23 protein-coding genes are annotated in these 22,674 nt (G+C 69.0%); 14 read left to right on the top strand and 9 right to left on the bottom strand.

All coding sequences use genetic code 11. The features are described from left to right. Positions 1 to 5: 5 nt before the first annotated feature. Entirely contained in the window at positions 6 to 1,004 is a 999-nt protein-coding gene (locus tag EJO66_RS25345) for a Bug family tripartite tricarboxylate transporter substrate binding protein (RefSeq protein ID WP_125966451.1), read from the bottom strand. 168 nt (positions 1,005 to 1,172) lie between these two features. On the opposite strand from EJO66_RS25345, the gene EJO66_RS25340 reads away from it, so the two are divergent. Beyond that, positions 1,173 to 1,991: an IclR family transcriptional regulator gene (locus EJO66_RS25340; RefSeq protein WP_125966450.1), complete on the top strand. Its 819-nt coding sequence runs from the start codon at positions 1,173 to 1,175 to the stop codon at positions 1,989 to 1,991. Here EJO66_RS25340 and EJO66_RS25335 read toward each other — a convergent pair. The 3 genes from EJO66_RS25335 to EJO66_RS25325 form a co-directional block, all read right to left on the bottom strand. Then, positions 1,988 to 2,968 carry a Bug family tripartite tricarboxylate transporter substrate binding protein gene (locus EJO66_RS25335; RefSeq protein ID WP_240648763.1) on the bottom strand — a complete coding sequence of 327 codons (981 nt, stop codon included), beginning with the start codon at positions 2,966 to 2,968 and terminating at the stop codon, positions 1,988 to 1,990. The genes EJO66_RS25340 and EJO66_RS25335 overlap by 4 nt on opposite strands. Before the next feature lie 29 nt (positions 2,969 to 2,997). After that, the gene (locus tag EJO66_RS25330; protein ID WP_125966449.1) at positions 2,998 to 3,846 is read right to left on the bottom strand and encodes an alpha/beta fold hydrolase; all 849 of its coding nucleotides are present in this window, start codon (positions 3,844 to 3,846) and stop codon (positions 2,998 to 3,000) included. Positions 3,847 to 3,915: 69 nt separating this feature from the next. Then, positions 3,916 to 4,809 (bottom strand): LysR substrate-binding domain-containing protein, encoded by an 894-nt coding sequence (locus tag EJO66_RS25325; RefSeq protein ID WP_125966448.1) that lies wholly within the window; start codon positions 4,807 to 4,809, stop codon positions 3,916 to 3,918. A 70-nt stretch (positions 4,810 to 4,879) separates the two neighbouring features. On the opposite strand from EJO66_RS25325, the gene EJO66_RS25320 reads away from it, so the two are divergent. The 5 genes from EJO66_RS25320 to EJO66_RS25300 are packed head-to-tail and all read left to right on the top strand — an operon-like array spanning position 4,880 to position 8,590. Further along, a complete protein-coding gene (locus EJO66_RS25320) occupies positions 4,880 to 5,719 on the top strand; it encodes an amidohydrolase family protein (protein WP_125966447.1) in 840 nt (279 codons plus the stop codon). Then, entirely contained in the window at positions 5,716 to 6,516 is an 801-nt protein-coding gene (locus EJO66_RS25315) for an SDR family NAD(P)-dependent oxidoreductase (RefSeq protein WP_125966446.1), read from the top strand. The genes EJO66_RS25320 and EJO66_RS25315 overlap by 4 nt, the downstream gene beginning before the upstream one ends. A gap of 35 nt (positions 6,517 to 6,551) precedes the next feature. Continuing rightward, positions 6,552 to 7,508, top strand: a complete 957-nt coding sequence (locus tag EJO66_RS25310) for a Bug family tripartite tricarboxylate transporter substrate binding protein (RefSeq protein WP_125966445.1) — start codon at positions 6,552 to 6,554, stop codon at positions 7,506 to 7,508. Next, entirely contained in the window at positions 7,505 to 8,044 is a 540-nt protein-coding gene (locus EJO66_RS25305) for a carboxymuconolactone decarboxylase family protein (protein ID WP_240648761.1), read from the top strand. Before EJO66_RS25310 ends, EJO66_RS25305 begins: the two co-directional genes overlap by 4 nt. A gap of 15 nt (positions 8,045 to 8,059) precedes the next feature. After that, positions 8,060 to 8,590 carry a DUF4286 family protein gene (locus EJO66_RS25300; RefSeq protein WP_125966444.1) on the top strand — a complete coding sequence of 177 codons (531 nt, stop codon included), beginning with the start codon at positions 8,060 to 8,062 and terminating at the stop codon, positions 8,588 to 8,590. Positions 8,591 to 8,684: 94 nt separating this feature from the next. Here the strand turns inward: EJO66_RS25300 and EJO66_RS25295 are convergent, their stop codons facing one another. Further along, entirely contained in the window at positions 8,685 to 8,987 is a 303-nt protein-coding gene (locus EJO66_RS25295; protein WP_125966443.1) for a DUF5676 family membrane protein, read from the bottom strand. A gap of 133 nt (positions 8,988 to 9,120) precedes the next feature. On the opposite strand from EJO66_RS25295, the gene EJO66_RS25290 reads away from it, so the two are divergent. Both EJO66_RS25290 and EJO66_RS25285 read left to right on the top strand, forming a co-directional pair. Beyond that, entirely contained in the window at positions 9,121 to 9,375 is a 255-nt protein-coding gene (locus EJO66_RS25290) for a DUF2933 domain-containing protein (protein WP_125966442.1), read from the top strand. Beyond that, on the top strand, positions 9,356 to 10,021 hold the full coding sequence (locus EJO66_RS25285; RefSeq protein ID WP_125966441.1) for a methyltransferase family protein: 666 nt from the start codon (positions 9,356 to 9,358) through the stop codon (positions 10,019 to 10,021). Before EJO66_RS25290 ends, EJO66_RS25285 begins: the two co-directional genes overlap by 20 nt. A 24-nt stretch (positions 10,022 to 10,045) precedes the next feature. Here the strand turns inward: EJO66_RS25285 and EJO66_RS25280 are convergent, their stop codons facing one another. Together EJO66_RS25280 and EJO66_RS25275 are read right to left on the bottom strand one after the other, a co-directional pair. Continuing rightward, a complete protein-coding gene (locus EJO66_RS25280) occupies positions 10,046 to 11,656 on the bottom strand; it encodes a phospholipase D family protein (RefSeq protein WP_164547898.1) in 1,611 nt (536 codons plus the stop codon). Next, positions 11,649 to 13,370 carry a hypothetical protein gene (locus tag EJO66_RS25275; protein WP_240648757.1) on the bottom strand — a complete coding sequence of 574 codons (1,722 nt, stop codon included), beginning with the start codon at positions 13,368 to 13,370 and terminating at the stop codon, positions 11,649 to 11,651. Before EJO66_RS25275 ends, EJO66_RS25280 begins: the two co-directional genes overlap by 8 nt. Before the next feature lie 497 nt (positions 13,371 to 13,867). On the opposite strand from EJO66_RS25275, the gene EJO66_RS33090 reads away from it, so the two are divergent. Beyond that, complete coding sequence (locus EJO66_RS33090) at positions 13,868 to 14,218, top strand: DUF3606 domain-containing protein (protein ID WP_240648751.1); 351 nt, start codon at positions 13,868 to 13,870, stop codon at positions 14,216 to 14,218. A 276-nt stretch (positions 14,219 to 14,494) separates the two neighbouring features. On the opposite strand, the gene EJO66_RS25265 is transcribed toward EJO66_RS33090, so the two are convergent. After that, positions 14,495 to 15,895, bottom strand: a complete 1,401-nt coding sequence (locus tag EJO66_RS25265) for an MmgE/PrpD family protein (RefSeq protein ID WP_125966439.1) — start codon at positions 15,893 to 15,895, stop codon at positions 14,495 to 14,497. A 72-nt stretch (positions 15,896 to 15,967) separates the two neighbouring features. On the opposite strand from EJO66_RS25265, the gene EJO66_RS25260 reads away from it, so the two are divergent. After that, positions 15,968 to 16,840, top strand: coding sequence for an MBL fold metallo-hydrolase (locus EJO66_RS25260; RefSeq protein WP_125966438.1), 873 nt, complete (start codon positions 15,968 to 15,970; stop codon positions 16,838 to 16,840). Positions 16,841 to 16,861: 21 nt separating this feature from the next. On the opposite strand, the gene EJO66_RS25255 is transcribed toward EJO66_RS25260, so the two are convergent. Then, positions 16,862 to 17,683, bottom strand: coding sequence for an IclR family transcriptional regulator (locus EJO66_RS25255; RefSeq protein WP_240648748.1), 822 nt, complete (start codon positions 17,681 to 17,683; stop codon positions 16,862 to 16,864). 174 nt (positions 17,684 to 17,857) lie between these two features. On the opposite strand from EJO66_RS25255, the gene EJO66_RS25250 reads away from it, so the two are divergent. From EJO66_RS25250 to EJO66_RS25235, 4 genes are all read left to right on the top strand, one after another. Further along, entirely contained in the window at positions 17,858 to 19,339 is a 1,482-nt protein-coding gene (locus EJO66_RS25250; protein WP_125966437.1) for an FAD-binding oxidoreductase, read from the top strand. Between the two features lie 15 nt (positions 19,340 to 19,354). Beyond that, positions 19,355 to 20,713 (top strand): adenylosuccinate lyase, encoded by a 1,359-nt coding sequence (purB, locus tag EJO66_RS25245; RefSeq protein ID WP_124960611.1) that lies wholly within the window; start codon positions 19,355 to 19,357, stop codon positions 20,711 to 20,713. 71 nt (positions 20,714 to 20,784) lie between these two features. After that, on the top strand, positions 20,785 to 21,789 hold the full coding sequence (locus tag EJO66_RS25240) for a Bug family tripartite tricarboxylate transporter substrate binding protein (protein ID WP_125966436.1): 1,005 nt from the start codon (positions 20,785 to 20,787) through the stop codon (positions 21,787 to 21,789). After that, complete coding sequence (locus EJO66_RS25235) at positions 21,786 to 22,655, top strand: sulfurtransferase (RefSeq protein ID WP_125966435.1); 870 nt, start codon at positions 21,786 to 21,788, stop codon at positions 22,653 to 22,655. The genes EJO66_RS25240 and EJO66_RS25235 overlap by 4 nt, the downstream gene beginning before the upstream one ends. Positions 22,656 to 22,674 lie beyond the last annotated feature (19 nt).

Here is a 22,674-nt window from a genome sequence, read left to right as displayed (position 1 = left end):
TCCGTTCATTCGGCCGTGATGTTGTTTTCCTTGACCACCTTGCGCCAGCGCGCCTCCTCACCCTTGGCGTACCTGTCGAAGTCCTGCGGCGAGCCGCCGTTGATCACGAGGCCCTCGGACTCCACCCGCTTGCGGAAGGCATCCGTCTGCACGGCCTTCTTCGCCGCGGCATTCAGGCGCGCAATCGCGTCGGCCGGGGTGCCGGCGGGCGCGTACAGGCCATACCAGCTGTCGGCGACATAGCCCGGCACGCCGCTCTCCGCGATCGTCGGCACCTTCGCCAGCGAGTGGGCTGCGGACCGCGTGGCGGTCGTCACGGCCAGCGCACGCAGCTTGCCGCTTTCGACGAAGCTGCCCACCGCCGCGGCCGTCGCGAACATCACGTCGACCTGTCCGCCCAGCAGGTCGGTGATGGCGGGGCCGGCACCGCGGTAGGGGATGTGGGTGAGCTGGGTCTTGGTCAGGTTCTTGAAGAGCTCGCCGGCCAGGTGGGCCGAGGTGCCCGCGCCCTGCGACGCGAAGGACAGCTTGCCCGGGTTGGCCCTGGCTGCGTCGATCAGGTCCTTCACCGACTTGAGCGGGCTGTCGGCGCGAACCACCAGCACGTTCGGCGAAATGCCCACCAGCATGACCGGCGAAAAGGCCTTGTCGTGGTTGTACGGAAGCTTGGGCTGGATGCTCGGGTTCACGACATGCGCCACGGTTGCCATCACCATCGTGTAGCCATCGGGTGCGCTCTTGGCCACCGCGTCCGTGCCGATGATCGTGCCCGCGCCGGGCTTGTTGTCGATGATCACGGGCTGTCCCAGTTCCTGCCCCATCGTGATGGCCATGGTGCGGGCCACCAGGTCGGTGCCGCCGCCGGGTGCGAACGGCACCACGAGCTTGATCGGCTTGTCGGGAAACGCGGCGCGCGCCGGCATCGCAACGAGTCCGCCGACCGCGCAGGCCAGCGAAAGAAGGATGGCATGCCTGGCGCGTGCCAGCGTCATGGGGTTCTGCATGGTTTGTCTCCGTCAAAAGGGAATGTGAGAAAGCAGGCATCGAGGGCGGCGCGGCGGCTCTTCTCGTCGACGGGTCCAAGCTTAGGGACACGGGCCCCGCCGCGCATCCCCATATTTCCATTGGCTGGAATTTGGGATAGGCTTTGCCGGCACACCTCCCCACACTCCATGCACGCTCCTGCCGACCCCGCGCCACGGCGCCAGCACCACGAAGACCCGCTGCTGAACCGATCGCTGGCCCGGGGCATCGAGATCCTGAGGGCCTTCCGGCCCGGTGCCGACCTGCTGGGCAACGGCGAGATCGCGGAGCGCACCGGCCTCTCGCGCGCGACGGTCAGCCGCCTCGCGCAAACGCTGGTCGAGACGGGCCTGCTCGAACACGACCGCAGCCGACGGGCCTACCGGCTGGCAGCGCCGGTGCTGAGCCTGGGCCACGCCATGCGCTCGGGCTCGCCCGTGCTGAACGCGGTGGCGCCGCTGATGCGGGCGCTGGCGGAAAAGATGCGCATCAACGTCGGCCTGGCCGCGCCGGACCGCGACGAGATGGTCTACCTGGAGTCCGTGCGCTACAACCGGAAAGTCGCACTGCGCAACGTGGTCGCGGGCCAGCGCGTGCCGATGGAGCTCACCTCGCTCGGCAGGGCCTACCTGGCCGTGGCGCCGCAGGAAGAGCGCCGTGCGCTGCTGGCAAGGTTCAGGGCGGGTCGGCGTTCCGAATGGGGCCGGATACGCGACGAGATCAGGGCCGCGATCTCGAGTGTCGAACGGCGCGGCTATTGCGTGGCGTCATGGCAGCCGGAAGTCGTCGCCATGGCGGCGCCGCTTGTCATGGCGCAGCGGCCCATCTATGTCTTCAATGTCAGCGTCACCACGGCGGCCAGCATCCAGGACACCGAAGCGGAATTGAAAGGGCCGCTGCTGGCCCTGCGCGACAGGGCAAGGGCGGTGCTGCTCGCAGCCGAGCCGCCACCCTCGCGCGCCGGCTAGAAGTCGATCCGGATGTTGGCTTCCTTGACCGCCTTGCCGATCTTCGACAGGTCCTCGCGGATCAGCTGGCGAAACTGCGCGGGATCCGACCTGGCCGGAATGAAGGACAGCTCGGCAAACCTCGCCTTGAGCGCCGGCGCGTCGACGGCCTTGGCAATCTCCGCGTTCAGGCGGTCGGTCACGGCCGCAGGCATGTCGGCGGGCCCCCAGATGCCGTACCACGAGAGAAGCTCGAAGCCCGGGATGCCGCTTTCCGCGACCGTCGGAACCTCGGGCATGCCGGGCACCCGCGTCTTGCTCGTGACAGCCAGTGCGCGCAGGCGGCCGGCCTGCACGAAGGGGTGGACGCCGGGCATCGGAGACACCGCCGCCGAGACGTGCCCGCCGACGACGTCGGTCAGCTGCGGCACGGCGCCCTTGTACGCAATGATCTCCATCTTGAGCTTCAGCGCGCGATTGATCATTTCCTCGCTGAGATGGCTCGTGGTCCCGAGGCCCGAAGTCGCCCAGGTGTACTTGTCGGGGTTCGCCTTGGCCAGCGCCGCGAATTCGGCCAGGTTCTTCGCCGGAACATCGTTGTTGACCGCCACCACCAGCGGCACGTAGCCGATCTGCCCTACCGGGGTGAAGTCCTTCTCCGCGTCATAGCTCTTCCTGGCCAGCACGAGCGGCAGGTACACCTGGCTCGATGCATTGAACAGCAAGGTGTAGCCATCGGCCTTGGCCTTCCTGACGTTCAGCGACCCGAGCACCCCGGAGGCGCCGGGCGTGTTCTCGATGATGATGGGCTGGCCCAGCTGCCGCTGCAGCTGGTCGGCCACCATGCGGCCCACGGTGTCGATCGAGCCTCCCGGCGTGTAGGGAATGACCATCCGGATGGGCTTGCTCGGATAGTCGTCCGCACTGCTGAGTTGGGCGCCGGCGACGGCAGCGCCCAGCAGCGCGAATCTGGACAGCGAGATGATCTTCTTCAGCACGTTGTGTCTCCTTGGGTTTTTGTAGATTTCTAGAGGCCGCGCGCGAACTCGGCGATCGCCGCGCTCATGGCTTGCGGCTGCTCGGGCGCCATCGCGTGCCCCGCGTCGCGGATGACCCGGACCGTGACCCGCCGCTCGCCCAACAGGGGCTGCATGACGTTGGGGATGACCACGGCGTCGTGCTCGGCCTGCAGGTCCAGGATCGGCGCCGTCTTTCCACCCGAGAAATAGTCGTCGATCGGCGTGTTCTCGCGCGCGCGGCCCTGCGCTTCGTGCGCGGCCGGAAACCAGCCGTCGAGCCACACACTGGGGTCGTGCCCCGGCGCGAAGAAGGCCTTGCGCAGGCACGCGAGGCGTTCGGCCTGCGACAGGGACGGATCCCCGGCGCCGTCGATCGCGTCGCGCAGGCGGCTGTACGGCTTCTCGGTGGAGCCCGGCGGAAGCTTCCCCGCCGACGCCGCGGCCATGACGATGCCGCGCACCAGGTCCGGACGATCGGCGGCCAGCGCACGCGCCGGCTGGCTGCCCCAGGCATGGCCGACGATGACGACGGGCCCGGTGTGCTCGTGGTCGAGAACGGCGGCCACGTCGGCCGCGAAATCGTGCATGTCGAGGTTCTCCATCGGCCCGCGGCTGCGGCCGACGCCCCTCGGCTCGGGCCGCAGCACACGGAAGCCGGCCTCGCACAGCAGCTTCGCGACCACGTCGTAGTCCCTCCCCGAGCGCGCGAGCGAAGGCAGGATGCAGATGACCGGGCCTGCGCCCTGGTCGTGGAACTCGATCTGCACCGTCCCGTTCGAATCTCGGGGCCGGTACGAGAGCAGCTTGCTTGCCGGCGGCTCGCGCCTGGCGGGATGGGGAGGGGCGTCGGTGGGCATGGCCGGGAGTCTCGGCGGGGCCGTCTCAGCCCGTAAGCGGCCCGTTCCTATACCAGCTATGCCTGTTGGCTATTCGACGTGGGGGCGCCGGAAATCCAGTTCCTGGAGAAGCTGCGCCGTGCCGCGCACGAGCCGGGTGGCCGGGCGCGCCGTGGGCGTCGCGAGGACCAGCGCATTCCAGATGGCGGGCGGCCCGATCGGCGCGCGCGGCAGTGCCTCGTCGTCGTCGGCGCCCAATGCGCTCTCCGGAAGGATCGTGCACCCGACGCCGGTCGCGACAAGCGCCAGGACGGTGCGCACCGCACCGACCTCCGCGAGCACCTGGAGCTCGATGCGGCGCGGACCCAGCACCGAGTCGAGCAGATGCCGGATCGCGTTCGGCGCACTGGGCAGCACCATGGGGTAGCTGGCGAGCGCCGGCAAGCCGACGCGGGCCGGCAGCTTGCTCCTGGGCGGCGCCACCAGCAGGAGCTTCTCGCGCATCAGCGGCTGGAACGAAAGCTGGGCCGAGGGTGCGGGATCGAAGAGCAGCGCCAGGTCCAGCCGCCCGGCGACGAGCGATTCGCGCAGCGCGACGCTCAGGCCTTCGAGCACGGTGATGACGGCGCGTGGAAACCTCTGCCTGAACCGCCGGATGAGGGGCGCGCTCAAGCCCAGGGCCACCCGCGGCGGCATGCCGACCACGATCCGGCCGCCAGGGCTTTCCTCCATCTCGCCCAGTTCGTCGCGCGCGCGGCGGGAAATCTCGAGCATGGCGCGCGCATGGACCAGCAGGGCATCCCCCGCATCCGTGGTGGCCACGCCGCGCCCGGTTCTCACCAGCAGCCGTTGCCCGAGGTCCGCCTCCAGCAGCGCGATCTGCCTGCTCAGGCTGGGCTGCGCCAGGTCGAGCACCACGGCCGCGCGGCTGAAGCTCCCCGCATCGACCACCGCGACGAAATACTGAAGCTGGCGAAGTTCCATAGCCAGGCAGCATAGCTGATATAGGAAGGGTGTCCTTACATACGCCGCGCGCGGCCGGGAAACTGCATGCATGACTTCCACCCTCCCCCCCGGAGCCTGCAATGCCCATTGCCATGTGTTCGGGCCCCGCACGCGCTTTCCCTACGCCGACGGCGCCAGCTTCGTTCCCGAGGCCGACGCGCCGAAGGAAGCCCTCTACGCGCTGAACGACCGGCTCGGCCTGCAGCGCTGCGTGGTCGTGCAATCGGCCTGCCACGGCTTCGACAACCGCGCCGCCGAGGATGCCGTCGCATCGCGGCCTTCGAGCTACCGCGGCATCGCGCTGCTGCCGACCCACGTCGGCGACGCGGAACTCCGGCGCCTGGATGCCGCGGGCTTTCGCGGCGTCCGGTTCAACTTCATGGGCCACCTTGGCCGGCACACCCCCATCGAGGAGGTGCTGTCGCTCGCGGGCCGCTTTGCGCCGCTCGGCTGGCATCTGCAGATCCACGGCGATCCGGCCCTGCTCACGGACCTGGCGCCCGCGCTGCGCCGTTCGCCGACGCCGGTGGTGATCGACCACATCGGGCGCATCGATGCGTCGCAGGGCCTGGACCAGCCCGACTTCCGCGCGCTGCTCGGGCTGATGGCGCACGAGCGCTTCTGGGTCAAGGTGAGCGGCATGGACCGCATCACGCGGCAAGGACCGCCCTATGCGGATGCCCAGCCCTTCGCGCGGAAGCTGGTCGCGGAATTCGGTGACCGGGTGGTGTGGGGCAACGACTGGCCGCATCCCAACCATGCAGGCCCCGTGCCCGACGAGCAGCAGCTCGTCGACCTCATTGCCGAGATGGCCCCGGGCGAGTCCGCGCGCCATGCACTGCTGGTCGGCAACCCGCAACGCCTTTACCGATTTGGAGACCAGCCATGAGCCCGCGCTTCGAGAACAAGGTGGCCATCGTGACCGGTGCCGGCTGCGTCGGTGCCGGCTGGGGGAATGGCCGCGCGATTGCCGTGCGCCTTGCCGAGGAAGGCGCCAGGGTGCTGGCGGTGGACCGCGACCGCGCCCGGCTCGAGGAAACGCTCGAGCTGGCCGGCGAGGCCCGCGCATCGATCACGCCGTGGCTGTGCGACGTCACGGGCAGCGAGAGCGTCGCGGCCATGGCGGCCGCCTGCCTGGAAACCTACGGAACCATCGACATCCTCGTCAACAACGTGGGCGGGTCGGCCGCGGGCGGACCGGTGGAACTGGCCGAGGAGACATGGAACCTGCAGGTCGACGTGAACCTCAAGAGCGTGTTCCTCACCTGCAAGCATGTGCTTCCCACGATGCTTGCGAAGGGCGCGGGGGCGATCGTCAACATCTCCTCGACCTCGGGCCTGCGCTGGACCGGCAGTGCGCAGGTGGCCTACGCGGCAACCAAGGCCGGCGTCATCCAGATGTCGCGGGTGATGGCGGTCCAGCATGCGGCGCAGGGCGTGCGGGTCAACAGCGTCGTGCCGGGGCAGCTGCACACGCCGATGGTCGAGACGCGGCTGGCGAAGCAGCGCGCCGGCGGCAACGTGGACGCCCTGCTGGCCCAGCGCCAGAAGCGCATTCCGCTCGGTTTCATGGGCGACGGCCGCGACACGGCAAGCGCGGTGCTGTTCCTCGCGAGCGACGAGGCCCGGTTCATCACCGGCACCGAACTGATCGTCGACGGCGGCATGACCGCGCGCTGCGACTGAAATTCGAGAATCCATACAAGAAGACGGAGACATCCATGATCAAGCGCTACCTGCTCGCGGCCGCATTCGCCGCGCTGCTGATGCCCGCCGTGCACGCACAGCCGAAGACGACGCGGATCGTCGTTTCCTTCACTTCGGGCGGCCCCGTCGACGCGGTTGCACGGACCCTGTCCGAACCGCTCGGCAAGGAACTGGGCCGCACGGTCATCATCGACAACAAGCCGGGCGCCAATGGCGCGATCGGCGCCGTCGATGTCATGAAATCGGCCCCGGACGGCAGCACGCTGTGGTTCACCAGCGTGGGTGCGGCGGCGATCAACTCCTCGCTCTACGAGAAACTCCCCTACGACATGCAGCGCGACTTCGTGCCGGTCTCGCTGGTGGTCAACAACGTCGAGCTGCTGGTGGCGCAGCAGGGCAACCCGGCCCGGGACGCGGCCGAGTTCGTGGCGGCAACGAAGAAGCAGGCCGAGCCCACGCCGATGGGCTCCTCCGGCACCGGGAGCATTCCGCACCTGGCGATCGAGCAATTGGCCGACTCGAGCGGCGCCAAGCTGCTTCATGTGCCCTACAAGGGCGCCGCTCCCGCCATCACGGACCTGATGGGCGGCCAGATCAGCGGCTTCTTCGGCGATGTGCCGGGGCTGCTCGGGCACCTGCAGGGCGGACGGCTCAAGGCGCTCGGCGTGGCGTCGGTCAAGCGGCATCCTTCGCTGCCCGACGTCAAGACACTGGAAGAGCAAGGCATCAGGGGCGTCGACACCAACAACTGGTATGCGCTGTTCGCGCCTGCGAAGACGCCGCCCGAGACCGTCGCGGCCATCAACAAGGCCCTGCGCAGCACGCTGGCCGATCCGGCGGTGCGCGAGAAGCTGCTGAAGACCGGCACGGAGCCGGTCGGCTCCACCCCGCAGGAACTCGCAGCCATCCAGAAGCGCGACACCGAGAAGTGGGCGAAACTGATCCGCGCCAAGAACATCAGGGCCGAATGATGACGACGACCATCACCCCATCCATCCGCGTTCCCCTCGTGCAGCCCGGCACCCATCCGGAGCTGGCCGAGGTCGAGTCCCGCATCATGGCCGAGCGCGGCCGCGTGTCGCTGCTCTACCAGGTGCTGCTGAACAGCGGGCCGATCGCATCGGGCTGGGAACGCATGCTCACGGCGGTGCGCAACCAGACCGGCGTCCCTGCCGACCTGCGCGAACTGATGATCCTGCGGGTCGCGGTGCTCAACGGCGCAAGCTTCGAGTACGACGCGCACGTGCCCCATGCGCAGAAGGCGGGCGTGAGCGCCGGGAAGATCGACGCGGTGCGCCAGGACGTGCTGTCCGGCGTGTTCGCGCCGCTCGAGCGCCTGGTGCTGGAGCTGACCGATGCCATGACCCGCCAGATCGTGGTGCCGGACGAACTCATGGGCCGCGTCCAGCAGCACTTCGACCCCAAGGGCGTGGTGGAAGTGGTGGCGACCGTGGCGGCCTACAACATGGTCTCGCGCCTGCTTGTCGCGCTGAATGTCGCGCATTGAACGAGGTCCCCTGAAATGCAAGACCTCTGGCTTCTCAAGCACGACGCATCCGTGGCGGGCCCGCTGGCAGGTCCGTGGCTGCGCGAAGCGCGATCGTGGCAGGCCGTGGAGGGGGCGCTGGCTTACTTCTACGTGTCGAGCTCCACGCCGCCTGCCGAAGAAGGTGCTGCCGGCGAATGGCGGCGGCTCGCCTGCCTGCAGGAGGTGCCGGGTGCGTCGGCCGGCCGCGTCGCAACGCACCACTACGTCGTGGAGACGGACGTGCTGCCCGGCTTCGAGGACGAGCTCAACGCCTGGTATGCGCGGGAGCATCTGCCCGGCCTCGCCGCCGTGCCGGGGACCGTCCGGGCCGCGCGCTACATCGACCTCGCCGGATCGCCGCGCTACTACGCCTGCTACGACCTCGCGGATCCCCAAGCCCTGGGCAGCCCCGAGTGGCTGGCCGTGCGCGCCACAGCCTGGAGCGCGCGCGTGCGGCCCGCATTTCGCAACACGAGGCGGACCATGTTCGCCTCGTGGCACGCGCGGCCCCGTCCACGCCCCTGAGAACAAACTCGCTGATCGTGTGGAACAGCGAGGCCTCGACCCGCCGGCGTGTCACTGTCCGTCACGGAACCGGGTCGCCAGCCCGAAGAGGGACTCAGCGGCCAAGACGCCAGCGCAGCCACCCAAAGAACGAGCCCGCGAGAAACGCCCAGACGCTCAACACGACCATCGCTTCGAGGAAGCCGGCCCAGGAAAACGGTGCAGGTCGCATGAGCGCGCTGAAGTCCATGCCGTGGAACAGGCCGTTCATGAAGTTCAGGAATGCGCCGGGCACTGCCAGCCAGACCACTGCGCACAGCGTGTAGAAGAGCGCAACGGTCATGGCCAAGGCCATCCCCGTGCGCAGAGCCCTGGGAGCGGAGTCCGGGTTCCGGACTGGAAGCGATGTCGTGCTCATGAGGTTCTCCTGATGCACTCCAAATCCTGGCGCGATGGGGCCGGGCTGGATTGACGCACATCAAGCCACGCGCCCAAATACGTGCGACGCTCGTGCAACGACAGGGGGTCCGGCAACCAAAGGAGCACGCCCCATGGACCACGATCATTCCGAGTCGCCGCCGTTCTGGCGCTCCCCCGCGGGCCTGACGCTGCTCGCGGCCGCCGCGGTCGGCGGCTTCTACCTCGTCACCGAGCACACTGCACACCTGTTCGGCGCCCTGCCCTACCTGATCATCCTGGCCTGTCCATTGATGCACATCTTCATGCACCACGGCCATGGCCACGGCGGCCATGGGCACCCACACGGACAGCCCCCGAGGAACGACCATGAGCGGCGCGCCGAGTGACTACGGCCTCTGGGGCCTGGTGCTCCTGAACTCCGTCATCTTCGTGGGGTTCGCATACAGCTTCTTCAAACCGGCGAACCTGCGGGACTGGCGCAGCTTCGGTGCGTACGGCGCCTTCATCGTGGCCCTGTTCGCGGAGATGTACGGCTTCCCGCTGACCATCTACCTGCTCTCCGGCTGGCTCGGCACGAAGTTTCCGGGCGTCAACCTGCTCGAGCACGACACCGGCCATCTGTGGTGGCTCGTCACGGGCCGGCATGGCAATCCGCACTTCGGCGCGCTGCACATCCTGAGCTTCGTCTTCATCTTTGCCGGGTTCATGCTGCTGTCCAAGGCGTGGCACGTGCTGTACCACGCCCAGCGACGGCACGAACTGGCCAAGGCAGGCCCCTACCGGCTGGTTCGACATCCCCAGTACATCGGCTTCGTGGCCATCATGTTCGGTTTCCTCCTTCAGTGGCCCACGATGCTGACGCTCGGAATGTTCCCCGTGCTGTTGGTGATGTACGTGCGGTTGGCCATCTCGGAGGAGCATGATTCCGAGCAGGCCTTCGGCGAGGCCTGGCGCGAATACGCGAAGGCCACGCCTCGGTTCGTCCCGAATCTGTTCAAGGCTTCGCACGCACGCCAAGCCAGCGGACACTGAGGTCGATCCACCGGCAGGGGCACGCTACAGCAGCGCTTCCGGCGCCAGTTCCCCCAGAAAGCGGGCCATCCAGACGCGCCATGCGCTCGCGAGCGGGTCGCTCGAATAGCGCACCGGCCGATCGTCTTCCAGGGACTGCCAATGCAGCGACGAAGCGGCGTTGCCGGGCTCGTCGAGTTCGACCTCGAAGACCTGGTCGAGCGTGGTGGCCTCGCCGAACAGCACGGTCAGCTGCCGCCCGAGCTCCTGGCTCTCGATCCGCAGCGCCACCTCGGTGTTGATCTTGCTGGAGCGCGGATCGAGGTTCATCGACCCGATGAACACCGCCTCGCCATCGACGACGACGGCCTTGGCATGAAGGCTGGCGCCCGACGACAGCCCCAGGCGCGGGCTCCTGGCGCCGGGTCCGCCAGGCCGCAGCTCATACAGTGCCACGCCGCATGCAAGCATCTGCGGGCGATAGCGCGCGTATCCGGCATGCACCACCGGCACATCGGTCGAGGCCAGTGAGTTGGTGAGGATCCGCACTCGCACGCCGCGGCGGGCCAGAGCGCAAAGCACCTGCACGCCGGTTGCACCCGGAACCAGATAGGGCGACACCAGAATCACTTCATGCCTGGCTTTTTCGACCGCCTTTCGCAGCACCGGGAAGATCGCGCTGGTGGTCTCGAGCGAACCGGCGAACGGATCCACAGGCACGTCGGACAGGGCCTCGGCGGGTGCGACGACCAGCGGCACCTGCCCGGTGCGAACAAGGGCCCCGAATGCTGTCTTGCGCAGCGAGCGCACATAGCCGCTCTCCCGGAAATCCGCAGCCTGCGCGGCGATGCCGGCCCGCGCCTGCCGAAGCTCCGCCGGGGACGGCGCAGGGCCGGCGATCGCAGCAATCGGCACCGCCCCGCGGCTGTTCCAGTACCGGTCGAAGCTGCGTGACACGTCGGCCACCACGGGACCGGCGGCCAGCACGTCGAGATCGGCAAAGTCGCGCTCCTGGGACACATTGAAATAGGCATTGCCCAGGTTGCGGCCACCCATCACGGCCACGGCGCCGTCGGCGATCCACAGCTTGTTGTGCATTCGCCGATTCAGGCGCTCGCCGTCGCCGAGCAGTTCGAGCACCTGCGCCAGGCCGAAACTGCCGCGCTGCGAGAACGGGTTGAACAACCTCACCTCCATGTTCGGATGGGCAGCGAGGATGGCCAGGCGAGATTCGCGATCGCCCACATTCAGGTCGTCCACCAGCAGCCGCACGCGAACGCCCCGCTGCGCGGCCCGTATCGCGCCGTCCAGCAAAAGGGTCGCCGTCGAATCGTCGGCGACGCTGTAGTACTGCAGGTCGAGGCTTCGCTCCGCCGCTTCGGCGAGAGCGCCGCGGGCAGCAAACGCTTCCGGTCCGGAGACCAGCAGATGAAACCCCGATTGGCCCGGTGCCGACGCGAGTTGCGGGAAGTAGGTGCGGCCAAGCGATGTCAGCAGGGGCTGGTCGAACGCATGGGACGGCACGCGCGGCACGTCGAGAGCAAGCGACGTACAGGCAGCGAGCAGCGCCGCGGCCACGGCGAGCATGCATCGGCCAACCATCCCGCTGCAGCGGCGTTCGGTGCGGGCCGGCGAAAGATCGGGCCGGTCACGCATCGCGCAGCGCCTCGGCCGCCTCGAAAAGCATGGCATGCATGCGTTCCCGTTCCTCCACCGTCGGCCAGCCGGCATCGGCGGGGGCGCCCACCGACTCGATGTGGCCGTGCGCGTCGACATGGGCCAGGCCATAGGTCTCGTTGACGATGACGTCGGGCTCGCCGTCCTTCAGCCGCACGTACCAGTCGGCCAGGCGCAGCTTCTGGCCGGCCCATGCGGGCGCCGCGGCTTCGCGCCGCGCGAGCGCCACGTACAGCGCATGCGGGACCGCGTGCACGCCGCCGGCCTCGTCGAGCAGGAACACATACGAGGCATGGTCGCCAGCCGCATGGCGCAGTGCGCGGCCCGACGCATCGACCGTGCTGTACACCGGCGCGAAGCCACCACCGGGCGTGCGGAAGTTGGTGGTCTGCCCCTGGTACATGCGCGCCGCCACCCACTGCGCATCGCCGTCGTAAGCGTAGGCGCGCAGGTCGAACTTCATGGCATGGGCGGCGTCCCCGTCGATCAGGCGTTCGCCCGGCGGCACGATGGCCTGCGCCACGTAGTCGCCAGCGAGGATCTCCTGCCACACCCGCCGCGTGAGCTTGTCGCCGCGGTAGGCGGCGCGGCCGCCAAAGCCGGCGACGGGCTTGAAGAAAAGCCCGCGGCGTGCGGCCCACAGGCGCTCGGCATCGGCCGCATTCACGACCTCGGTGTGCGGAACCGCGTCCAGCAGCACCTGCCGGGTGGCTTCGGGCACACCCAGCGCCTGCAGCCGCACGCCATCACTGAAGAGGGCCAGTTGTCGCTTGTCGGCGTACAGCGCATGGGCTTGCGGATGCGGCGTCAGCACGACGCCCTGATGCACGTACGCCTCGCGCAGGGCGGCGCTTTCCGGCTGCTCGAGATAGAAGTCTGTCAGGCGGTTGTAGACCAGGTCGATGGCCACGTCGCCATGCCATAGCGCACCGTTTCGCCATTCGAGGGCCGACGGGTCGGCAATGACGGCGCGCAGGCCGTGCCGCTCGAAGAGCTGCTGGAACAGCAGGAACTCCGCGTAGAGGTATTGCTCCGGCGGCGCCGTGTCCACGATGGCGATGCTGGCCAGCGGCCGCGAGCGGCCCGCAAGCCGCCATTCCCGGCGGAACATGTCGACGATGCGCTGCTCGAAGGCGTCCGCACCGGCCTGCGTGGGCGCCATCGAATCCATCGCCTCGCAGCAGGCGCGCTGGGCGCGCGCCAGCACCGCGTTGAGCATGGCTCCGCCGGCGTTGGTGTTGATCTCGATAAGGCCGAGGCGGTCCTGCTCGAGATGGAAGTCGTAGCCGAAGAACACGCCGCGCGGGCCTGTGTTGCCCAGGCGGGCAATCGCGGGAGCAGCGGCCAGCGTCTGCTCGCGGTAGGCCGGCAGCGCCACCACCGACTCGACGGCCCGCACCACCTGCGCCATGCGCCGTATCCGCGGCGCGGCAACGAACACCGGCTGGGCCGCGAACATGAACGGGCAGCGTTCGCGCACCAGCTCGGACAGGCCCGGCTGCCCCAGCTCGGCGTCGAGTGCGCGTGCGAGCGCGTCCCGGTCGAGGCTGAGACAGAAGCACTCGCGGTTGAGCTGCTCGATCCTGGCAGCGGGTGCCAAGGTCGACACGGTGGCCGCAAAGGATTCGGCGCGCTCGTCCGAAGGCAGCGCGGCAGGGTCGTTGCGGAAGAGGTGCGGAACGGGTCTGGGCATGCAGGCAAGAGGATGCACCGATGGAGCGGCAGGTGCTTGAGCAAGATCAAGCCAGGTAGCTCAGACCCGGGAAGCCGCGGCGCTATGGCGCTATTCTTCACGGCAGCACCCGCACTACGCCGCGAACCGGCGCCGAACGAAGTTCACGCGGTCCGTGCCAGGCCAAAGGTCCCACTCAGAAGGTGACGGTCACGACGATAGCGTCGGCGTAGGTGCCGGGCACTACCGTGGCCTGGCTTGCGGGAATGCGACTTTCGCCTTGCACCTCGCGATCAGTTCGTCGCGATTGTTGAGAAGGAATCGGTGCATAAAACCTCCTGGGTCAGGCACGAAAGCGGCAGGACAGGCCAGCAGCTCGTGCTTCGGAGGCTCGGCGATCACTATAGGTGCTTGGGGCTGGGGAGGTCGAGGAAACTTCAGCACAAAGTGAAGCTGGACGCGACGCCCCGTCTGCATTCGCTGGCTTCAGTCCTCCGGGCGCCATGTCTTGTAGGTGAGTGATCGTCACCAAGCATCCCACCTTCCTACAAGGAGGCTGTCAGCAAGATGCGCCAATTGCCTGCATGGAACGGCCAATTACCCGGTTGCAGTTGATTCAGGAGTTGTCCGCCGAGGAGCGGCGCTGGCAGCCCGATCCCGCAGATTGGCTCAAGGAACAAGACAACATGGCGGACGACAAGACCAATGTGAGCGTCCAGGGCCGCGGTCGCATCAACCTCAATGAGGCGCGGGAGGTCAAAGACTGGACCCACGCGCTCGGTGTGAGCGAGCAAGAACTGCGAAATGCGGTCGCTGTCGTGGGCGATCAGGCAGAGAGGGTGCGGGAATTCCTCACCAGGCGGTCCTGAGAGGTGAAACGGGCGGCCGACGGTCTCGTCGACGCGAACTCTCTCACCCGGAAAACGGAGGCGCAAAGAAGCCCCGTCATCTACGGCACGACGGCCCGAACGAGGTCACACGATCCGTGTCGGGCCGAAGGCGATGCCGATGAGGTCGCTTCTGGATGAGAACCGCGGCGCGCTCGTGCTTCCGTCATGAGCGGGGATTCTTGTCCCGCAGTCCTCTTTGACCAAAAAAGGCGCTTCGAAGGAAGCGCCCCAAAGGTTGTTTTGACCAGGGCAACGCTAGGTCGCACCGAACAACCCACCGGCCGGCGCGCAGGGCAATGCATCCTGCGCCGCATCCGTGAATCCCTCGCACCACGTGGCCAGTAAGGCAGCCTGCGCATGGTCCATGGCGGGCACGAAGGTGCGCATGCGCTGTTGCAAGCCTTGCCAGGTGTACGGGTCCTCGGGGTCGCCGCGGCGCAGATCGCGGTAGGCGCTGATCTGCCTTCCATCGCGCAGCCTGATGGTCACGCGGCTCGGGCGGCGCTGCGGGAAGGCTTGCTGGAACTCCTCGTTCGGCAGCACCTGCATGCGTGCGGCCAGGGCGCGCAGGCGCGGGTTGCCGAGATCGGGTGCCTCGGTGTCGGCGATGTCGAGCACGCCGCCCTTCTCCAGCAGCACCGCGAGCACGTAGCGCAGGCAGAAGCTGGCCTCGGCCGGCTTGGCGGGCCACTGCACGCCCGCGATCTTGAGCGCATGCGGGAAGATCTCGATCTCCATCGCCTGCACGTCGGCGGCGCCGATGCGGTGTTCCTCGATCAATGCGCATGTCGCATCGAGCGGCGTGAACAGCATCGCGCAGGCCGGCCAGGCCTTGATGGTGGTGGTGTGCAGCCGCTCAGGCGCCTCCAGCGCGCCATCGAGCGCGGCCGATGGTCCGTCGCCGGCCAGCGCGGCGTACATGCCGCGCTGTCCGGTGAAGAAGGCGCGCGCCCCGGGCAGGCCGGCACGCGCGGCAAACGCTGCCGTCATGCCGTTGCGCACCGCGAACGCGGGATGCAGCGACTTGGATTCGTGCGCGTCATCGTCCACCAGCTGCCAGAGGCCGGCCGCCTGCGTCGCGGCGATGCCCAGCGCATGGTGCAGCCGCGGCGCATCGAGCCCCAGCGCCATGCCGGCCGCGGCGGCCGCGCCCACGGCCCCGGCCGTGGCGGTGGCGTGGAACAGGCCCGCGTGGCGCGCGCCCAGCGCTTCGCCCAGGCGCAGCGCGACTTCGTAGCCGGCCACGATGGCGCGCGCGGCGCGTTCGCGCGTCAGCCCGCATGAGGACGCCAGTGCGAGCACCGGCGTGATGGCGACCACGCCCGGATGCAGCATCGCCGCGCGGTGCGCGTCGTCGATCTCGCGAAGATGCGCGATGCCTGCATTGGCGAAGCCGGCTGCCAGCGGCGTGGTGCGTGAAGATCTGCCACCGAACAGCGCCGCCTCGCCCGCACCTGGCATCAACGCCTGTCCCAGCTCGCGCAGCACGCCAGCCGCGGGCACGTCCTTGGCCGACCAGCCGGCCGTGAACCAGTCCAGCAGCGCCTGCGCGAGCCGTGCGCGCGTGGCGGCCGTCAGTGGCTGCGCTGCCTGATGGAACAGATGCGCCACCAGCGTGGATTCGGGCAAGGTCGCGGAAACAGGCGTCGAGCTCACTGCAGTCTCATTTTATTGAATGAAATTTATATCATTATATAAAATGACCGCGACTTGCGAGGAGTTTGCCCGATGCGCCTTTCCATCCGTTCCTTCTTCGATGCAGCCACCGCCACGTTCTCCCATGTGATCGACGACGGCGCCGGCGTCTGCGCGGTGGTCGACCCGGTGCTGGGCTTCGACGCGCGTTCCGGCCGCACCGATGCGCGTCCGGCCGAGGCCGTGGCCGCGCACATCGAGGCCGAGGGCCTGCGGGTGCAATGGCTGCTGGAGACGCATGCGCATGCGGACCACCTGTCCGGCGCGCCCTGGCTGCAGCAGCGCTTCGGCGGCACGCTGGCGATCGGTGCGGGCATCACCGACGTGCAGCGTGAATTCCGCGGCATCTTCAATGCAGGCGACATGGCGGTGGACGGTTCGCAGTTCAACCGGCTGTTCGCCGATGGCGAGGCCTTCGCCATCGGCCGGCTGCAGGCGCAGGCGCTGCATGTGCCCGGCCACACGCCGGCGGACCTGGCCTACCGCATCGCCGACCCGGCGGGCGGCCCGGACGCGGTGTTCGTCGGCGACACCCTGTTCATGCCCGACCTGGGCACCGCCCGCTGCGACTTCCCGGGCGGCGATGCGCCCACCCTGTTCCATTCGATCCGCCGCCTGCTCGCCCTGCCGCCCGAGACCATGCTGTACCTGTGCCACGACTACCCGCCCGCGGATCGCGAGGCCGCCTGCAGCACCACGGTGGCCGCGCAGCGCGCGGGCAACATCCACGTGCGCGACGGCGTGCCCGAGGCCGACTTCGTTGCACGCCGCCAGGCGCGCGACGCCACGCTGGCGCTGCCGGCGCTGATGCTGCCGGCGGTGCAGGTCAACATGCGCGCGGGCCGCATGCCGCCGCCCGATGCCAACGGCACCGCCTACCTGAAGATTCCCGTCGACCGGCTGTGAATTGCCCCCGGCCTGCGCGCGCTACCGGCGCCAGTCGCGCGGCGGACGGCTGCTGAAGCCCTGCTGCACCAGCGCCTTCTGCGCCACCTGCACGGCCTTGCGCTGGGCCGTGGCGCTCTGCCGCTGTGCGAGGCCGATCACCACCAGCGCGCCCTGGAAGGCGCCGTCGCTGTCGAACACCGGCACCGCCACCGATGCGATCTGCGGCACCCGCTCCTCGCGCGTGATGGCGAAACCGTCGCGCGCAATGGCCTCCGCATGCGGCGTGCTGCCGCCCGTGAAATAGCGCAGCACGTGCGAGGACGAGCCGCCGGCCGAGAGCTTGAGCCGCGCGCCCACTTCCACATGGTGGCGCACCTCGTTGCTGCTGTTCTCGCGGTAGAGGCAGACGCGCTCGTCGCCGTCGCGCACGTAGAAGGCCACCGTCTCGCCGGTCTGCCGCATCACGTCCTGCAGCACCGGCTGCAGCCGCGTGCCGATGTCGAAGGTGCGCCGGTAGAGCATGCCCATGTGCAGCAGCGCCGGGCCGGGCGCGTAGGCGCCGTCGTCGAAGCGGTGGACCATGCGCGCGCGCACCAGCACGCCGAGCAGCCGCAGCAGCGTGGCCTTGTCCAGGCCCGTGCAGTCGGCCAGCTCGCGCAACTTCATGCGCAGCCGGTCTTCGGTGAAGCATTCGAGGATCGACAGGCCGCGCTCGAGCACGCCGGAGGGCGGCTGCGGCGCGCTGGCCTCCACCTCGGGGGCCGGCGCCTTGGCGGGCGAGGCCGCGTCCGATGCGCGCCGCGCCGTCTTGCGGGCCGGGACCGCGTCCGATGTCTTCTTCGAAGCTGGGGTAGATCTCATGGGTGCAGATTGTGTGCGATTGCCGCGTCGGGACCGGCCCGGTTGACAGTGCGGTGCACGCCCACCTAGAATTTTGTTTATTGAACTGTATTTCAATGAATGAAATACTGCAAATCGACAAAGAGACATCCCTGCTCTCGTGCCAGCTTGCCGAGAAGCCCACCCGCCTTCTGCATGACCGCGACCATCGACATTTCCGCCGCCCCGGCCACCGACGCGCTCGCCCAGACGCTGTCCGGCATCGTGGGTGCTGCCCACGTGCTGACGGCCGCCGCCGACATGGCCCGCTACGAGGCCGAGTGGCGCCGCACCTATCCCGGCAGCGCGCGCGCCGTGGTGCGCCCGGCCAGCACCGATGAGGTGTCGCGCGTGGTCGCCGCCTGCGCGGCCGCGGGCGTGGCCATCGTGCCGCAGGGCGGCAACACGGGACTGGTTGGCGGCTCCACGCCCGACGACTCGGGGACCGAGATCGTGCTGAGCCTCGACCGCATGCGCGCCGTGCGCCGCGCGGAGCCGCTGGACAACACGCTCACGCTCGAGGCCGGCTGCACCGTGCTCGAGGCGCAGGCCGCGGCCGAGGCGGCGGGCCGCCTGTTCCCGCTCTCGCTGGCCTCCGAAGGCAGCGCCACGGTGGGCGGCGTGGTCTCGACCAACGCGGGCGGCGAGCAGGTGCTGCGCTACGGCAACACGCGCGAGCTGGTGCTGGGCCTGGAGGTGGTGCTGGCCGACGGCCGCGTGCTCGACCTGCTGGGCGCGCTGCGCAAGGACAACACCGGCTACGACCTGAAGCAGCTCTTCATCGGCGGCGAAGGCACGCTGGGCATCGTGACGGCCGCCACCTTCAAGCTCTTTTCAAGGCCGCGCCAGGTGGTCACGGCCTGGGCCGCGGTGCGCGACCCGCAGGCCGCGGTGGAACTGCTGTCGCGCCTGACCGATGCGGTGGGCGAGCGCGTGACCGCCTTCGAGCTGATCGGCAAGGAGCCGCTCGGCCTGGTGCTGCGGCATGGCACGCCCGGCATGCGCGCGCCGCTCGGCGGCGCGAGCCCCTGGTCGGTGCTGCTCGACGTGTCGGAGGTTTCCGCGAGCCTGGACCTGCGGCCCGCGGTGGAGGAGGTGCTGGGCGCGGCGATGGAAGACGGCCTGGTGCCGGATGCCGCGCTCGCCGCGTCCGAGAGCCAGGCCCATGCCTTCTGGGCGCTGCGCGAGCACATCCCCGAGGCCCAGCGGCTCGAAGGCCCGTCGATCAAGCACGACGTCGCCGTCGCCATCTCGCGCATTCCCGATTTCATCGACGAGGCCGGCGCGGCGCTGCAGCAGCTGATGCCCGGCATCCGCATCGTCTGCTTCGGCCACGTGGGCGACGGCAACCTGCACTACAACCAGGGCAAGCCCGCCGGCATGGCCGATGCCGATTTCCGCTCGCACGAGGAGGCGGTGCACGGCGTCGTGCATGCGACCGCCGCGCGCCTGGGCGGCTCCATCTCCGCGGAGCACGGCATCGGGCGGCAGAAGCAGGCAGCCTTCATGCACTACAAGAACCCGGTCGCGCTGGCCGCCATGGCGCAGATCAAGCGCGCGCTGGACCCGGCCAACACCTTCAATCCGGGCCGCATGCTGCCGCGCGCGCTGCTGGACGCCCTTCCCTCCTCCCGCTAACTCACCAGGACCTCCATGCCCGTTTCCGTCTTCGACATGCAATCGCTCCAGCACCTCTGGGGCACCGATGAACTGCGCACCATCTTCGGCGAGGAGAACCGCATCCAGAAGTGGCTCGACTTCGAGGCCGCGCTGGCGTCCGCGCAGGCCGAGCTGGGCCTCATCCCGGCCGCCGCCGCGAAGGAGATCGCGAGCAAGGCCAAGGTCGAGCACATCGACATCGCCGCGATGTCGGCCGAGATCCGCCGCATCAAGCATTCGCTGGTGCCGGCGCTCAAGCAATTGCAGGCCGCCTGCTCCAAGGAAAACGGCGAATGGGTGCACTACGGCGCCACCACGCAGGACGTGGTCGACACCGGCGTGGCGCTGCAGCTCAAGGAATTCCATGCCGTGGCGATGCGCGACCTGCAGGCCGTGGCCAAGGAGCTCGCGCGCCTGGCCGTGGCCCACCGCGACACGCCCATGGCGGGCCGCACGCACGGCGTGCAGGCGCTGCCGATCACCTTCGGCCACAAGTGCGCCGTGTGGCTCGACGAGCTCGGCCGCCACCACGAACGCCTGGTGCAGGCCGCACCGCGCGTGCTGGTCGGCATGCTGGCCGGCGCCGTGGGCAGCCAGGCCTCGCTGGGCCCGAAGGCGATCGAGCTCGAAGCGCTGATGCTGAAGAAGCTCGGCCTGGGCGTGCCCACGATCAGCTGGGCACCGGCGCGCGACCGCTTCACCGAATACACGGGCCTGCTCGCCATGCTGGGCAGCACGCTGTCGAAGATCGGCAACGAGCTCTTCAACATGCAGCGCAACGAGTTCGGCGAGGTCGAGGAAGGTTTCTCCGAAGGCAAGCTGGGCTCGTCCACCATGCCGCACAAGCGCAACCCGACTTCGGCCGAGAACCTGGCCGGCCTCTCGCGCCCGCTGCGCTACAACGCCGCGATGATGGTCGAGGGCATGGTGCAGGAGGGCGAGCGCGACGGCATCGCCTGGAAGATGGAATGGAAGGCGCTGCCCGAGTGCTGCCTGATCGCCGGCGCCATGCTGTTCCAGGCCAGGAACCTGCTCGCGGGCCTGAAGGTGAATGCCGACGCGATGGCCGCCAACCTCGACCGCATGCGCGGCTACCTGCTGTCGGAACGCGTGATGCTGGAACTGTCGGAGCGCGTCGGCAAGCAGACCGCGCACGAATGGATCTACGAGGCCTCGATGCACGGCATCACGCAGAGGCTGAGCTTCGCCGATGCCATGCGCCAGCACGCGGGCCTCGGCCAGCTGCTCGCCGACGACGAGATCCGCGACATGACGGACCCCGCGGCCTATCTGGGCCAGTGCGGCGCCTCGGTGGACCGTGTCGTGGCCGCGCAGGCGGCCTGGCTCGGCTGAATGACGACCCCGCGGGAGTGCGCAGCACGGCAGCTCCCGCTTCACGAACAAATACAGACAGGAGACATGACATGCAGCACACCATCGCCCCGATCCGCCACCATCTGCGTGCCCTCGCCGCCTGCGCATCAGCGGCCATCGGCCTGCTGATCCTGGCCGCACCCGCCGCGCACGCCGCCTACCCCGAGCAGCCCGTCAAGCTCGTGGTCGGTTTTCCGCCCGGCGGCGGCGGCGACCTGTACGGACGGCTGATCGCCAACGCCATGGGCAAGACGCTCGGGCAGACCGTGGTGGTCGACAACCGCGCCGGCGCCGGCGGCAACATCGCCGCCGACATCGTGGCCAAGGCCAAGCCCGACGGCTACACGATCCTGCTGGCCATGAGCGGCAACCTGGCGGTCTCGCCCGCCATGAAGCCGCAGAGCCTTCCCTACAAGGTGCCGGACGACTTCGCCGCCATCGGGCTGATCCTGGAGGCACCGCACGGGCTGTTCGTCAGCCAGGCTTCGCGCTTCAGGACGGCGCGCGAGCTGCTCGATGCCGCGAAGACGCAGAAGCTGAGCTTCGCCTCCACCGGCACCGGCGGCGCCGCGCACATCGGCATGGAGATGGTCAAGCAGAAGGCCGGCGTGGAGATGCTGCACGTGCCCTACAAGGGATCGGGCCCGGCCATCACCGACATGATGGGCGGCCAGGTCGACAGCTTCTTTGCCACCGCCTCGCCGCTGGTCGGCCAGGTGCGCCAGGGCCAGCTGCGGCTGCTCGCGATCACCGGCGAGAAGCGCAACCCGGCGATCCCCGAGGTGCCGACCTTCAAGGAGCTTGGCGTGAACGTACCGGTGACGCAGTGGTACGGCCTGGTGGCGCCCGCCGGCACGCCGCAGGCGGTGGTCAAGCTGCTGTCCGACCACCTCAGCCGCGCACTGGCGACGCCCGAGGTGCGCGAGGCCATCCGCAAGGACGCGGCCACCGAGAACGACCTGCCGATGGAGCGCTTTCGCAGCTTCATCGTCGACGACATCGCCCGCTACAAGGCGGCGGTCACGCCTGCGCTGATGAAGGAAATCGCCCAATGAATCCCGTGACCCACGACACCCTCATCTCTGCCGAGCAACTGGCCGAGGCCCTCCGCAGTGCGCATCCGCCACTGGTGCTGGACTGCAGCTTCGAGCTGACGAACCTCGGCGCCGGCCAGCAGGCCTACGACGCGGGCCACATTCCCGGCGCGCTCTACCTGCACCTGGAGCACGCGCTCTCGGCCGAGAAGACCGGCCGCAACGGCCGCCACCCGCTGCCCACGCGCGAAGCCTTCGCGCGCACCATGGCCGCGCTCGGCGTGAGCAACGACACCCAGGTCGTGGCGTACGACAACGCCGGCGGCATGTACGCCGCGCGCCTGTGGTGGATGCTGCGCTGGACCGGGCACCGCGCAGTGGCCGTGCTCGACGGCGGCATCGCGGCCTGGAAAACCGCGGGCCATGCGGTGTCGGCCGAGGCGCCGCCCGCGCGGCCGCATGGCAACTTCGCGCTGCGCGAACCACTGGTCACGACGCAGTCCTACGAAGAGGTGCGCGCCAACATCGAGGGTGGGCACAAGCTCGTGCTCGATGCCCGCGCACCCGACCGCTTCCGCGGCGAGAACGAAACGATGGACCCGGTCGGCGGCCACATTCCCGGCGCGAGGAACCGCCTGTTCAAGGACAACCTGGCTGCCGACGGCCGCTTCAAGCCCTCACGCCAGCTGCGCGCCGAGTTCGACGCTATCACCGGCGGCCGTCCCGCCACGGAACTGGTGAACCAATGCGGCTCGGGCGTCACCGCCTGCCACAACCTGCTGGCGATGGAAGTCGCGGGCCTGAAGGGCGCGGCGCTGTATCCCGGCTCGTGGAGCGAATGGAGCGCGCAGCCCGGCGCGCCGATCGCCACCGGTCCGGCGGCCTGACGCGAGGCTCCGCAGGAGA

Origin of the sequence: Variovorax beijingensis (genome assembly GCF_003951285.1) — a bacterium.
Taxonomy (GTDB): domain Bacteria; phylum Pseudomonadota; class Gammaproteobacteria; order Burkholderiales; family Burkholderiaceae_C; genus Variovorax; species Variovorax beijingensis.
The sequence above is the reverse complement of the archived record's forward strand: the minus strand, read 5'-3'. Positions and strand labels throughout refer to the sequence as shown.